Annotated in this window: 14 protein-coding genes and 1 rRNA gene; all 15 read left to right on the plus strand. The window is 49.5% G+C overall.

The window, feature by feature from the left end; all coding sequences use genetic code 11:
* Window positions 1-92: 92 nt before the first annotated feature.
* The 15 genes from rrf (at window position 93) to sufB (ending at window position 14,383) form a co-directional block, all read left to right on the plus strand.
* Window positions 93-210: ribosomal RNA gene (gene rrf, locus BLT51_RS06445) — 5S ribosomal RNA — on the plus strand.
* A 403-nt stretch (window positions 211-613) separates the two neighbouring features.
* Window positions 614-1,333, plus strand: coding sequence for a hypothetical protein (locus BLT51_RS09135; protein WP_157672944.1), 720 nt, complete (start codon window positions 614-616; stop codon window positions 1,331-1,333).
* Between the two features lie 23 nt (window positions 1,334-1,356).
* On the plus strand, window positions 1,357-2,217 hold the full coding sequence (locus BLT51_RS09140; RefSeq protein WP_157672945.1) for a motility-associated ABC transporter substrate-binding family protein: 861 nt from the start codon (window positions 1,357-1,359) through the stop codon (window positions 2,215-2,217).
* On the plus strand, window positions 2,183-3,235 hold the full coding sequence (locus tag BLT51_RS06455; RefSeq protein WP_091281251.1) for an HAD-IIA family hydrolase: 1,053 nt from the start codon (window positions 2,183-2,185) through the stop codon (window positions 3,233-3,235). The genes BLT51_RS09140 and BLT51_RS06455 overlap by 35 nt, the downstream gene beginning before the upstream one ends.
* A 2-nt stretch (window positions 3,236-3,237) precedes the next feature.
* Window positions 3,238-3,411 (plus strand): hypothetical protein, encoded by a 174-nt coding sequence (locus BLT51_RS09145; protein WP_157672946.1) that lies wholly within the window; start codon window positions 3,238-3,240, stop codon window positions 3,409-3,411.
* A gap of 12 nt (window positions 3,412-3,423) precedes the next feature.
* Window positions 3,424-4,251 carry a TlyA family RNA methyltransferase gene (locus tag BLT51_RS06460; RefSeq protein ID WP_091281254.1) on the plus strand — a complete coding sequence of 276 codons (828 nt, stop codon included), beginning with the start codon at window positions 3,424-3,426 and terminating at the stop codon, window positions 4,249-4,251.
* Between the two features lie 41 nt (window positions 4,252-4,292).
* Window positions 4,293-5,174, plus strand: coding sequence for an NAD kinase (locus BLT51_RS06465; RefSeq protein WP_091281256.1), 882 nt, complete (start codon window positions 4,293-4,295; stop codon window positions 5,172-5,174).
* Window positions 5,171-6,865 (plus strand): DNA repair protein RecN, encoded by a 1,695-nt coding sequence (gene recN / locus BLT51_RS06470; RefSeq protein WP_091281258.1) that lies wholly within the window; start codon window positions 5,171-5,173, stop codon window positions 6,863-6,865. Before BLT51_RS06465 ends, recN begins: the two co-directional genes overlap by 4 nt.
* A gap of 1 nt (window position 6,866) precedes the next feature.
* The gene (steA, locus tag BLT51_RS06475) at window positions 6,867-8,051 is read left to right on the plus strand and encodes a putative cytokinetic ring protein SteA (RefSeq protein WP_407922107.1); all 1,185 of its coding nucleotides are present in this window, start codon (window positions 6,867-6,869) and stop codon (window positions 8,049-8,051) included.
* Between the two features lie 8 nt (window positions 8,052-8,059).
* Window positions 8,060-9,088, plus strand: coding sequence for a copper transporter (locus BLT51_RS06480; RefSeq protein ID WP_091281263.1), 1,029 nt, complete (start codon window positions 8,060-8,062; stop codon window positions 9,086-9,088).
* Complete coding sequence (locus BLT51_RS06485) at window positions 9,085-9,900, plus strand: hypothetical protein (protein WP_091281264.1); 816 nt, start codon at window positions 9,085-9,087, stop codon at window positions 9,898-9,900. Before BLT51_RS06480 ends, BLT51_RS06485 begins: the two co-directional genes overlap by 4 nt.
* 9 nt (window positions 9,901-9,909) lie before the next feature.
* Window positions 9,910-11,469, plus strand: coding sequence for a murein biosynthesis integral membrane protein MurJ (gene murJ, locus BLT51_RS06490; protein WP_091281267.1), 1,560 nt, complete (start codon window positions 9,910-9,912; stop codon window positions 11,467-11,469).
* Complete coding sequence (locus BLT51_RS06495; RefSeq protein WP_091281268.1) at window positions 11,466-12,092, plus strand: NUDIX domain-containing protein; 627 nt, start codon at window positions 11,466-11,468, stop codon at window positions 12,090-12,092. The genes murJ and BLT51_RS06495 overlap by 4 nt, the downstream gene beginning before the upstream one ends.
* A 120-nt stretch (window positions 12,093-12,212) precedes the next feature.
* Window positions 12,213-12,944 carry a helix-turn-helix transcriptional regulator gene (locus tag BLT51_RS06500; protein ID WP_091281270.1) on the plus strand — a complete coding sequence of 244 codons (732 nt, stop codon included), beginning with the start codon at window positions 12,213-12,215 and terminating at the stop codon, window positions 12,942-12,944.
* Window positions 12,941-14,383, plus strand: a complete 1,443-nt coding sequence (gene sufB, locus BLT51_RS06505) for a Fe-S cluster assembly protein SufB (protein ID WP_172801334.1) — start codon at window positions 12,941-12,943, stop codon at window positions 14,381-14,383. The genes BLT51_RS06500 and sufB overlap by 4 nt, the downstream gene beginning before the upstream one ends.
* Window positions 14,384-14,385: the final 2 nt, after the last annotated feature.

Consider the following 14,385-nt stretch of genomic DNA (forward strand, 5'->3'; position numbering starts at 1 on the left):
ATGAAACATTTCTTGTGTTACAAGCGTGTTCGCGTCTACTATACGATTCTTGACTCCCACACATAAAGCATGTGTGTTACGTCAACCATTTTGACGGTGGTCATAGTGGCAGGGAAACGCCCGGTACCCATACCGAACCCGGTAGCTAAGCCTGCTAACGCCGATGGTACTGCACTCGAGGGAGTGTGGGAGAGTAGGACACCGCCGTCACACATCTGAAAAAGCGGGAGGGACCCGGTCACCACGACCAGGCCCCTCCCGCTTACTATATCTAGGCAAGGGGTTGGGACACCTGTCAGCACCCGCGAACACCCTCGCCAACAGCCAAACTGGAATCCGCTCACCAACCAGGCGTTGTTGCTGATATCCATTTCGGTGTTTAGTAGATTACATATCGTAAATCACTCTGAGCGTGCTCGATTTTAGTGTTTTACTCTGGTGTCTGTGGTGTAAACTGGTTGCAGTATGCGCGACTTACGCATTTGATTTTTTACAGCTTAACTCGAGGAATATATGTCAGACTACCGTAATAATAACGATCATCAATCTCATAGTGATACCGATTCCTCGGGTTGGCAATCTGCCCGTTCTAGTGGTCCTCGTAAGTGGGATAATGATCGTCGTGATGACCGCCGTGGTGGCGAGGGTCGTCGTTGGGATAACGACCGTCGGGATAATCGACGTGATGATCGTGGTCCTCGCAAGTGGGATAATGATCGTCGTGATGACCGCCGTGGTGGCGAGGGTCGTCGTTGGGATAACGACCGTCGGGATAATCGACGTGATGATCGTGGTCCTCGCAAGTGGGATAATGATCGTCGTGATGACCGCCGTGGTGGCGAGGGTCGTCGTTGGGATAACGACCGTCGGGATAACGACCGTCGGGATAATCGACGTGATGATCGTGGTCCTCGCAAGTGGGATAATGATCGTCGTGGTGGCGAGGGTCGTCGTTGGGATAACGACCGTCGGGATAATCGACGTGATGATCGTGGTCCTCGCAAGTGGGATAATGATCGTCGTGGTGGCGAGGGTCGTCGTTGGGATAACGACCGTCGGGATAATCGACGTGATGATCGTGGTCCTCGTAAGTGGGATAATGATCGTCGTGATGACCGCCGTGGTGGCGAGGGTCGTCGTTGGGATAACGACCGTCGGGATAATCGACGTGATGATCGTGGTCCTCGTAAGTGGGATAATGATCGTCGTGATGACCGCCGTGGTGGCGAGGGTCGCCGTGGCTCTGAACACACGCCTGAGGGAAATTACAACTATGAAGATGCGCGGGACTTACTTGCTGAAATCCCAGAATCTATTACAGCTCAGTCATTAGATGGGGATGTCCGTCGTCGGCTAATGAGTCTTAATAAAGAAAATGGTGAGCGTGTAGCACGACATTTGGCTTATGCCGGTGAGATGATGGATATTGATCCGGAAGTCGCCTACCAACACGCGTATGCAGCCTATCAGCGCGCTGCACGAGTGGACGTTGTACGTGAAGCACTCGGTTTGACCGCATATATTACTGGCCGATATGCGGAGGCACTGCGCGAGCTACGTACGTATCGTCGAATGAGTGATGACTACTCGCATATCCCGATCGAAGCCGACTCGGAGCGTGGGTTGGGCCGTCCAGAGAAAGCTTTGCGTTTTATCGAAGGTGTGCCGCTAACTAGACTTGATGCTGAAGCTAAAATAGAGCTAGTCATTGTAATTTCTGGCGCTCGAGCAGAAACGGGCGACCATGAGGGCGGTCTGGCTGTGCTTGAAAAGATTCTGGTTGAGAACCTCGATTCGGAGCTAGCCGCTCGAGTACAGCTCACCAAAGCAGACCGTCTTGAAGAACTAGGACGTACCGACGAGGCCGAAGAGCTTCGCGCTGAGTGGCAACATTTGCTGGAAGACGATGAAGATTTCTCTATGATGGTGGACTTGGACGACGTTCTCGATGACCTGCCTGAGGATGATTCTGCTGATTCCGCTGATGAAGCCTTTGACCATAATGACACGGATCTCGAACTTGACGAATCAGAACAGATGCCGTCCTCCGAAGGTTTCGATTCAGACGAATTTGAGGATGAGTTTGGAGACGATTTTATCGATGATGACGTTGAAGATGACATTGAAGACACCGATCTTGAACCAGACAGCGAAGTAGACCCTGAGTTCGAAGAAGCTTTTGATGAACTTTTCGACGAAGAAGATGCCAATGAATGAACACACCATTCTGTCTTCCTATGACGTTATCTTGTCAGACCTAGATGGTGTTGCATACCGGGGAGCGGATGCTGCAATCGGTGCGGTAGAGGGGTACCAATCGGCAAAAAACAGCGGTGTGCGCGTCGTCTATATGACAAATAATTCGGCGCGTGTTCCTGCTGAAACCGCTCGTCAGCTGACTCGTTTAGGTATTCCTACTCAGCCCGAAGACGTGGTTACGAGTGCTATCACTGGTGTGATGCTACTTTCTACATTGGTACCAGCTGGAGCGAAAGTTCTGCCATTGGGCGCTGAAGGAGTGCGCGTAGCTCTATCAGAAGCTGGATTTCTTCTTGTAGATTCGGCTGACGATAGGCCAGATGCAGTATTGCACGGTTTGAATCCTGATGCAACATGGGCAGATTTATCTGAAGCGGCTTTGGCTATTCGAGCGGGTGCCACCTACGTAGCAACGAATATCGACGCTACTCTTCCAAAAGAGCGCGGTGAGTACTTAGGTAACGGGTCTTTGGTGGCTGCAGTATCCCACGCTACCGGAGTTGTTCCTGTCTCATCAGGAAAACCTGAGCCGACAATGTACCAGCTTGCACTGAAAAAATCAGGCAGGTTGCGTCCATTAGCAGTGGGAGATCGTCTCAATACTGATATTCTCGGTGCTAACCGATCTGGCTATGACTCAGCTCATGTGCTGACTGGTGTGACTACCATGAAGCAAGTAATGCTAGCGGAAAAGGATGAACGTCCAACCTATCCAGTTTTTGATTTACGTGACTTAACTCGCTCATTTGAGAAGCCGAAAGTAACACACGAAACTGCAACGGTTGGAAGCACAACAGTTAGTATCAGTGATCATTCAATCGTCATTAACAATATGGCACTTGGTAGAGCTACCGTGGAACTTACTCTGAACGAATATCAAGCTCTCGTTGCGTTGGCGTGGAAACAAGTTGATGCTGGACATGACATGTCCTGGCTACCTGAGTTTTCACCCCGATGGGGTGAAACTGCTGAATAATCATGGTTTCCAATATTCCATCGGAGAATCCGCGTTCTTTTCCTAAATCACGCATCGCAATCGATCCAGAGACAGCTCTGACATCGTTAGCGGAGAAAAGTATTGCTACCCGGATCGATGAATTGGAAAAGATTCACCAGGAACTGACCATCATGCTTGGTCGAGCAAAAATGTGAGGTTAAGTATTTATGGCTAAGCTCATTCGTGTCGATGCAGAACTAGTGCGCCGTGGTTTGGCACGTTCCCGAAACGAAGCAACAGAATTGATCCAAGCAGGACGAGTGCTACTTGATAAAAATGTTGTTGCCAAACCGTCTCGGCAAATGGACCCGGCGCAGGCCCTGATTGTGGCCGACCATCAGCGCGATGACTATGCCTCTCGTGGCGCATACAAGCTTTTGGGTGCGTTAGATTACCTTGGTGATACTGCGCCGCAAATCAAGGGCGTTCGCGCGCTCGATGCAGGAGCTTCTACCGGTGGTTTTACTGATGTGCTTTTACGCCGCGGCGCAGCTTCTGTTGCGGCTGTAGACGTGGGTTATGGGCAATTAGCCTGGCGGCTACGCGAAGACCCCCGAGTTGAAGTGTACGAACGGACAAATGTGCGCACGCTGGCCCCGGACTTAGTTAAGCCTGCCCCTGATCTAGTGGTAGGAGATCTATCTTTTATATCGCTTACTTTGGTGTTGCCTGCTCTGGTCAATTGTGCAAGTCCCACTGCAGACTTTCTGTTAATGGTTAAGCCTCAGTTTGAAATCGGAAAGGATCGTCTAGGCGCAGGTGGAGTGGTGCGCAATCCGGAACACCATGTGGAAACTGTTATGAAAGTAGCTCACTGTGCACGAGATAATGGTCTCGGCATCCTTGCCATAGCTCCTTCGCCGCTACCTGGTCCAGCTGGAAACGTGGAATATTTTATTCATATGAAAGCAGCAGTGGCAGACAGCCTCGGAGATAATTTGGAGTCCTCTATCCGCGAAGCCGTCGCCGCCGGACCCGCTGGTTCTTCGCTCTAAGAACTATGATAGACATTCAAAGTACTATTTAAGGAGTGCCGGTGAAACGTACAGTAGCTTTGTTGTCTCATGACAAAAATCCTGAGATTATTGCATCTGCTTCCCGAGTTGCCCAGGCCCTTAAACTAGCTGGTGTTGATGTGTTTTGGCTTCCAACGCTTCCATCATCGAGCAACAATGAAGAAACTGAGCTTTTGTCAATTGACGAACTAGCTCGGGTAGAGCTTATTATTGTCATGGGCGGAGACGGTACTATCCTCCGGGCTGCGGAGCTGGCTTATGGACACTCAATTCCGATCCTCGGAATAAATTACGGGCACATGGGTTTTCTCGCAGAAGCCGATCCAGAGTCCATTGCCCATGTCGTTTCTGCTATCGAACAGGGGCAATGGACAGTAGAGTCAAGAATGGCTGTACAAGTAACCATTGAAACTGCAGATGGAGATGTTACCTCTAGCTGGGCGCTAAACGAAGCGTCGATTGAAAAGGACCCAGTTTCTCGTATGGTCGAAGCTGATATTGCGATTGACCAAGTGCCTGTGTCAGCGTTTAGTTGTGACACCGTTTTAGTCTCGACGCCGACAGGTTCGACAGCTTACTCATTTTCTGCAGGAGGTCCAGTAGTTTGGCCCGACGTCGATGCGTTAGTTGTCACTCCGGTGGCGGCCCACGCGTTATTCGCTCGACCACTGGTGGTTAGCCCCGATTCGCGGGTATCTGTGACGATTAACAGCAATAATGCCCATGTTTGGTGTGATGGCCGGCGGCTATTCCCTGCACCTGCTGGCACAAGGGTGACTGTGACTCGTGATTCGCACCGAGTCTCATTAGCTCGGCTAAATGAGATGCCATTTACGGATCGGCTTGTACGCAAATTTAATCTTCCAACTCATGGCTGGCGAAACAGTGGAGAAGCATCATGATCGAAGAGCTACAGATTAGAGACCTTGGAGTCATAGAACACGCGAACGTAGAATTAGGCACTGGGCTTAACGCGTTAACAGGCGAGACTGGCGCCGGAAAAACAATGGCACTAACGTCGTTGCTGATGTTAATGGGCAACAAGATCGATTCCGCGAAAGTTCGCGTTGGAGCCGAAGCAGCAGTGGTCGAAGGTACATTCGTCGTCGGCATTAATTCGCCAGCAGTAGATATCGTGCGTAACGCTGGAGGCGATGTAGATACTGATGATAACCGAGCTATTATATACATCTCCCGTCACTTGCCTGCTTCAGGAAGAACGCGTGCTTATGTTGGCGGGCACTCTGTTCCGTTGGCTGTCCTCAAAGAGCTGAGTGAATACTTAGTAACTATTCATGGCCAAACTGATCAGTTACGCTTGAAATCTCCCAAAGCGCAACGAGATGCACTAGATTCTTTTGGTGGCGACGAAATCGCACAACTAGCCGCCCAATACCATGATCAATGGCAGAAATACCACAATCTCGTGACCGAACGCGAAGAGTTTGCTGTAAAGGTTGCTCAGGCGGGGACGGAACGCCTGGCGTTGGAAGCACTTATCTCTCGAGTCGATGCGGTCAATCCTCAAGAAGGTGAGGAAGATGAATTGAAATCGCGAGCTATGCTGTTGGAAAATATTGAAGATGTGCGAAATGCCTTGGCTGAGGCGTCTGAGGCTTTAGGATCAGAAGAAAACGGTGCACTGAAACAGCTTGATCGTGCGGCTAACGCATTGGGTAGGATTGCTGCCAATGATCCTCGTGTTGCTCAGTTAGTCAGTGTTTTGCATGAAGTAAGTGCTCAAGCTTCGGACATCTCTAATGAAGTCGGTGGGCAACTGTCATCACTCGATGCAGATCCAGCGCAGCTTAACAGCATTCATGAACGTCGCGCGCAGTTGAAGACGCTGCAACGAGATCTTGGGATGGATATAGGAGAAATACTTTCTCGACGTGCTGCCGCGGATGAACGGTTAGCGGCTATCGCCAATCCGCAAGAAACATTAGACTCACTCACAGCTCAAGTTGCTCAGGAAAAAGAGAAGCTTAAGCATGCTGGAGCGGCACTGAGTAAATGCAGAGTCAAGTATGCGCACTTATTGAGTAAGAATGTGACGAAAGAACTCGCACAGCTCGCAATGAAAGATGCCACATTTTCGGTACTCGTCGAAGCGTCTGAATCGCCACAAAGTCATGGGATTGACCATATTGAATTTCAGCTTTCACCCCACCGTGGTAGTCCATTATTGCCGTTAGGGCAAACCGCTTCTGGAGGTGAAATGTCGCGTGTGATGCTTGCTTTGGAAGTAGTACTTGCATCAAGAATTTCCACCACAGAACACACGTTCATCTTTGATGAAGTTGATGCAGGAATCGGCGGAAAAACAGCACTTTCTATCGGTGAGCGGCTGGCCGTATTAGGTAAGCAATGCCAGGTTATTGCTGTCACCCATTTGGCGCAGGTCGCAGCTTACTCGTCTCGTCACATAAACGTTCGGAAGAACGTTACTCAGTCCGGTGGTGATACTAAAGTCTCGGTGTTAGCTGAGACGGAACGCGTCGCAGAACTAGCTCGGATGCTCTCCGGACACTCCGAATCCGAAGCGGCACTCGCACACGCAGCTGAGCTACTTAGCTCGGCTCATGTGTCATGATATTCGTATGGTATTCAAACGGCGTAAGAATGCAGTAGCAGGTGTTCCGGGTAAGTGTGAGGCACCTGTTAAAGTTGACTCACGGACAAAGAACTTAACGAAGCGTTTAGTGGCGGGCGATATCGCTATTATTGACCACGAGGACCTCGATCGTGTCTCCGCAGAAGCACTTGTCGAGTGTAAGCCGACGGCAGTGCTTAATGCAGCTAAATCTACCTCGGGCAGATATCCTAACCTTGGCCCGATTATTCTCAACGAAGCTGGAATCCCGTTAATCGATGATTTAGGGTCAGCAATCATGGATATTCGTGAAGGATCAATGGTTAAGGTAGACTCTCAAGGGGTAGTGACGCAAAACGGCGATATTATTGCTGAGGGTGTAGTCCAAACTGCGCAAACGATCCAAGAAGACCGTGAAGCCGCACGGGCTGGAATGTCTACCCAGCTAAAGGCGTTTGCGACGAACACGATGGAGTACGTCGAACGGGAACAGGATTTGATTCTAGATGGCATCGGCATGCCAGATGTCACTACATCGTTTACTGGTCGTCATGCGCTTATCGTCGTCCGTGGTTACCGCTATAAAGATGATCTCCAGGCTTTGCGAACATATATTCGCGAGTATCGGCCAGTGCTTATCGGCGTTGATGGTGGAGCCGATGCCCTAATTGAGGCAGGGTACAAGCCTGACATGATCGTCGGTGACATGGACTCAGTTTCTGATGAAGCACTCAAATCCGGGGCAGAAGTTGTTGTTCATGCGTATCGTGATGGCAGAGCTCCAGGGCGTAAACGTGTGGAAGACTTAGGTATTGAGCATGTGGTTTTCCCAGCAACCGGTACCTCGGAAGATATCGCGATGTTGTTGGCTGATGCCAAAGGCGCTAATTTGATTGTGGCATTGGGAACGCATTCCACCCTGATCGAATATTTAGACAAAGGACGACGTGGAATGGCTTCCACATTCCTCACGCGCTTGCAGGTTGGTTCTAAACTCATCGATGCTAAAGGCGTTAGCCAGTTATACCGGTCGCGTATTTCCAACTGGCAAATCGCATTTTTACTTATTACTGGGTTGTTCGTTATCGCTGCTTCGTTAGCAGTCACTGATGCTGGACAGATTCTGTTTGGTTTGTTTAAGGTCTGGTTCTCAGACGCAATTTTCTGGTTTAAGAGTCTTTTTTAGGTGGATCCATGGTTGACTTTCGTTATCACCTCGTGTCACTAGGTGCAGTTTTTATAGCCTTAGCAGTTGGTATTATTCTTGGTGCCGGCCCGCTACAGAATTCAATTGGTAGCGTGCTGAATTCGCAAGTCCAAGCATTGTCTGATGCCAATGCAAAACTTAAGACGGAGTCAAGTGATTATAAAACAGCTCTGGCGCACCATGAGGAGGCATGGGCTGATATAGCACCGACGCTTGTCGCGGATACCTTAACTGGACGCACTGTTGCAATCGTGGCCTTGCCGGGTGTGGAAACTGAGCAGATTACTGCAATCACGGATCGTCTCGATAACGCTGGAGCTTCGGTTAACGTCCAGATCTCGCTCAATAGTGGATGGACCGCGGCCGATGAAACAGCTTACCGAACAACCTTTGCTAGCCAACTAGCATCATATATCGACGGGGCCAAAGAAGACGCAGATGCTAACGAGCTCATGGCAGACGCGCTTCGACAGCTTGCCACTCGTGGCGAGTCTTTTGGACAGAATGCAACGCTTCGCGATATTTTCACTGGCTCCGAACACCCTATGATGACGATTGCTTCCTCAACGGGAGCTGAAGCTCAGGCTGTCGTTATCATTGCTCCTGACACAGATCAGGTTGAAATTGATACTCGCGCAGCAAAGGACGCTGAAATACAAGCTCAAGCAACTTATGACGCCCAAACATATGCAGAACTCGCATCTCGATTCGGTCAGCATGTGCCAACCGTTGTTGTAGGTGCAGCTGATTCACCTGCTGATGTTGCTCGAGTTGTACGCGACGCGGGAAACGTCTCGACCGTTGATAATGTCGCTGATTCGTTGTCCGTGGGGACAATGAATGTTGTTATGGCAGTAGCGGCTGAATTAAATGACTCAGTCGTGCAACTTGGTTTCGACGACGGAGCTAGCACTGCGCTATCGCCACGCGTTGAGTCACCAAAGCCTGACGAAGCTGCACAACCATCGGAATCGAATTCAGAGGAACAACCAGCTGAAGGTCATCCTGCAGCATGATACGACGAGTTCTTGGGTGTGCGGTTGGTGCTGCTAGCGTCTACGGAGTAAAACAACTAACAAAGCACCGAATCATGGATTCTTGGGATCGGCAGTCTTTTGATGGGACTATGGTATCGCTTACCGGGGGACTGCAAGTTGCTTCCGGGATCGTCGTCGGAACTTTATTCACACGGTCGAACAAGCTACGCCGAGCAAGTTTAATCGCTGGAACTGCTGGCGCTTTTGCTGGTTATATTGATGATCATTTGGAAGGTGCTTTCAAGTCGCAAGGAAAGGGTTTTCATGGCCACCTTGGTGCCCTGAAATCGGGTCACCTGACTTCTGGAATTGCTAAGATTGCGATTATCGGTTTTGGCGCCTTGGCATCAGGTTTGGTGTTAGAGCGTCCCCGAAGCCTACGAGATCTTGCTGCGGTTGGCATCGATACCGCCCTGATTGCGGGTAGTGCTAATTTGATCAACCTACTTGACCTTCGACCTGGCCGGGCACTAAAGGTTTCCAGCTTACTTGCCGGATTTCTCTGCGCAAGTAAAGAAGAAACAGCCGTTCCAGCCAGTGCATTGTTAGGTTCTGGCTTGGCCGGGCTTCCTTCTGATCTGAACGGTGATACGATGCTCGGCGATCTTGGAGCCAATACATCAGGAGCACAATTGGGAGTTATTCTTTCACGTGTGTTGCCATTGCCTGCACGCAGTGCATGGCTAGCTGGAACTGTTGGTCTTACATTGGCCTCGGAAAAGATTTCATTTTCGCACGTGATTGAGAGTAACAAGTTCCTCAATGCGATCGATCAATTAGGTCGTCACTGAAGGAACCCCATGAAGAGAGTCTCATCAGTTGCCGGAGCTGCTGGGCTCATCGCCTTGTTGACCCTCGGCTCACGTATTATGGGGCTATTGCGCAAACTCGCGCAGTCATGGGCGATGTCCGATGGTACTATTGCTGGAACATATGACACTGCAAATACGGTGCCTAACGTACTATTTGAGGTCGCTGCTGGTGGCGCATTAGCCGGAGCAGTAATTCCGATAGTATCGCGCTTTATCGCACGGAACATGCGCAGTGCTGAGTCGAAGACCGTATCTGCGTTGCTCACCTGGATACTTACTGTTTCAGTGCCGTTGGCTGCTGTTGTTATGCTGACAGCTACTTATATTGTGCAGTTCTTACTGGGTGATGCCCCGATCTCGAATATTGCACTTGGGACTAGCCTGCTACGAATGTTTGCTTTACAGATTCCGCTTTATGGTTTGTCGGTAGTATTTTCTGGCGTATTACAAGCACATAAACGTTTTGTTCTTCCGGCGCTTGCGCCATTGCTATCTTCGGTAGTAGTGGTGGGAGTTTTTGTATGGTATGCGCTCACGGTTGGTCCGTATGCTGAGCCTGACGCTATCACTGGATCAGCGACTGCATTGCTAGGCTGGGGGACCACCGCTGGGGTTGCAGTCTTTTCCCTTGTGCAGTTCCCTGCGGTTGTCAAGCTGGTAACTATTCGTCCGTCCTGGTCTTTTCCTGACGGTGTAGGCCGTGCTACAGTCAGAATGGGTGGCGCCGGTTTAGCTGCTCTAGGAGCACAACAACTGGCTATCATCATGATTATGTATTCGACGAATGCTTTGTCTGACACCGGAACCTTCGCTGCTTTTAACTATGCCTATGCGATTTTTATGGTTCCATACGCAGTGTTGGCTGTTCCTATTGCAACTGCGGTATTTCCGCGTATTGCTGAAGCTCACGAGCTAGGGGAGCATGATAAGGTTCGCGGTTTAGTTTCACATTCGACATTTGTTGTCATCGTAATGGGAGCAACAGCTGCAGTTTTGATTGCAGTTCTATCGGTGCCAGCAAAAACTGTGGTCGAACTTGGCAATCCAATTTTGGGACTCGATATCGCGCTACAATCAATGGCACTTGGTGCGGTAGGCTTTTCTGTTTTATACCATGGTGCTCGCGTTTTATATGCATTGGGCAGACCACGATACGTTGTACGAACCAATTCGCTGGCGTGGGCATCGGTGATTGTTGCGCTTGTAGGTGCGCATATTGTGGGGATTTCTGGCCGGGAAGCCACTTTGTTGTGGGTAGGGCTATCGCTATCGATCGGGATGACTTTCGGGACCGCTACAGTTTTGGTGCTATTGCGCAAAGCAAGTGGAGCACGAGTTTTAAAAGATCATGCAGGTGGGCTTATACGTTCAGTTGTGGTGCTTGCGGTTATTGGAATACCAGCGTGGTTCGGTGTCCCGTTCATTCAGTACCATTGCGGCGGTGGCATATTGGGATCTTTTATCGCTGCGGGTCTGGGCGGACTCGTTGTCATTATTCCGATGCTGGTGGTTTTACGTCATGATCTATATGGAAGGACAAAAGCATGAGGCTCTATCCAACAGTGGCAGGTGACATCGAACTCAAAGATATTCAGGCGCCCGAACATGTCGCGATGCTTACTTCGGAGCATAAGTTCGGCGGCCCAATTTTTGATATATACGATGATCAGATTAAATTTGCTGCTGGTGATGTTGCTAACCGACAATATATGACCCATGATGACGCAGTGGCTATTGTTGCGGTTAGACCTTTTGGTCCGTCATGGGAGGTTATGCTTATTAATCAATATCGACATGCTCCACGGCAACTGATGTGGGAAGTCCCCGCCGGGCTTTGTGATGTTCCGGGCGAGGAGAAGAAGCGCGCTGCGCGGCGTGAACTAGCTGAAGAAACTGGTTACGTTGCGAATGGGTGGCTGGAGTTGATCAGTTTTTATGCTTCTGCAGGAGTGAGTGATGAAAAAGTGACAGTTTTCTTAGCTTCTGACGTTTCGATTGGTAGCAAAAATAATTTTGAAAAAATTGAAGAAGAGCGTGAAATTACCGTCCATTGGGTAGATATCCGCAACATTATTCAGGCAATCTTTCGCGGCGACCTCACTAGTCCAGCGCTTGTTGCCGGAGTGTTAGCTGCCAATGAGTATCTGCGGAGCCAGACTTTTCGTCCATAGAATGCTTTAGTGACACTTTTCTGTTCGAGTGTGGCATAAATCTGCCTCATCAACTTGCAAAAGTTTAATTTTGCAACAAAGATGTTGTGTAAAGGTTTTTATTAGTTGCGGGAGGTGGATATGGCAGACAATGACGATGCCGGAACATGTGAACAGATCTTGCGACTCATCGTAGAACGAGGCCCAATCACTGCCGGTGAACTCGCGAAAATACTGGTCCTTACCCCAGCAGCCGTTCGTCGCCACATATCGTCACTTGTTGCTGACAATATGATCGAAATATATGACGGCCACAATTCTGGTCCTGCCCGCCGTGGGCGGCCTTCGCGGAAGTACGTTGCAACAGCCTCTGGTCAGGAGCTTTTAGGACAAGGATACGCTGATCTAGCCAATCAAGCTTTGGCTTTTTTGCGAGCTGAACTTGGCGATGAGGGCGTGGATGAATTTGTCCAGGCGCGTATTCACAAGTTAGAAGACCGTTACCGATCTATTCTCAGTCAGTCAGGCACCTCTACTGCTGAAAAAACAGCCACACTCGCAGAGGCGTTGTCGAAAGACGGATTTGTGGCGACTTTGCGTCGTGGCGGACCCCACGCATTGGCAATCCAGCTATGCCAAGGGCATTGTCCAATTCAAGAGGTAGCTAAAGACTTTCCAGAAATGTGTGAAGCAGAAACTCAGGCTTTTGCACGGCTACTTGGGGTGCCAATTCAGCGATTGTCTACGTTAGCAAGTGGAGGCCACGTATGCACCACAAATATCTTATTGGGTATTCCACAAAACCTACGCAGTCGTGCTACATCGCAAAACATTGCGCCAGATAATGCTGGCGATCGGGAAGGAAATAAATGACCCAAACGGGAACGGGCTCACCAGAACAGATGACCCAAGAAGAAACTATTGATGCGATCGGTGGCAAGTACCAATACGGGTGGCATGATGCTGATACTGCTGGGGCTACTGCTAAGCGAGGTCTAAATGAGGACGTCGTTCGAGAAATTTCTGCTCGTAAAGGCGAACCATTATGGATGTTGAAGAAGCGTATAAAAGCTCTAAAACTGTTCGAACGCCGTCCGATGCCACAGTGGGGCGCAGACCTATCTGGTATTGATTTTGATTCGATCAAGTACTATGTTAAATCCACTGAAGGTCAAGCCGATACATGGGAAGATCTGCCAGAAGAAATTAAGAATACCTATGATAAATTAGGTATTCCAGAGGCAGAGAAAGCTCGCCTTGTTGCCGGTGTGGCTGCTCAGTATGAATCTGAAGTTGTCTATCACAAAATTCGGGAGGACCTCGAACAACAAGGTGTTATCTTCTTAGACACTGACACTGGTTTACGTGAGCATCCGGAAATTTTCCAAGAGTACTTTGGAACAGCTATCCCATTAGGTGATAACAAGTTCGCTTCCCTTAACTCCGCGGTGTGGTCGGGTGGCTCATTTATTTATGTGCCTAAGGGAGTCCATGTTGATATACCGCTCCAGGCATACTTCCGCATCAACACTGAAAATATGGGGCAGTTCGAACGAACATTGATCATTGCTGATGAAGATTCCTACGTGCACTATGTTGAGGGCTGTACTGCGCCAATTTATTCGAGCGATTCATTACATTCGGCCGTCGTTGAAATCTTTGTTAAAAAGGGAGCTCGGGTTCGTTACACAACAATTCAAAATTGGTCGAATAATGTTTATAATCTCGTGACCAAGCGAGCTATGGTAGAAGAAGGTGGCACGATGGAATGGATCGATGGAAATATCGGTTCAAAAGTGACTATGAAGTATCCAGCCGTTTACCTTCTGGGCGAGCATGCTCGTGGTGAGACGCTGTCCATTGCATTCGCCGGTGCTGGCCAGTACCAAGATACTGGCTCCAAGATGGTTCACATGGCTCCGAACACATCATCGTCGATTGTATCTAAGTCAGTTGCACGTGGGGGTGGGCGGTCAGCTTACCGTGGGCTAGTCCAGATTGACCCGCAAGCGAAGAAATCTAAGTCGAATGTCTTGTGTGACGCCTTGCTAGTTGATACTATCTCGCGTTCGGATACTTATCCTTATGTCGACGTGCGTGTTGACGACGTCGAAATGGGACATGAAGCAACAGTTTCAAAGGTTTCCGAAGATCAGTTGTTCTACCTGATGTCTCGTGGCATTGAAGAAACTGAGGCAATGGCGATGATTGTCCGTGGGTTTGTTGAACCAATTGCACGTGAGTTGCCTATGGAATACGCACTCGAACTTAATCGCCTTATTGAACTTCAGATGGAAGGATCTGTCGGCTGATG

Origin of the sequence: Arcanobacterium phocae, assembly GCF_900105865.1 — a bacterium.
Taxonomy (GTDB): Bacteria; Actinomycetota; Actinomycetes; order Actinomycetales; family Actinomycetaceae; genus Arcanobacterium; species Arcanobacterium phocae.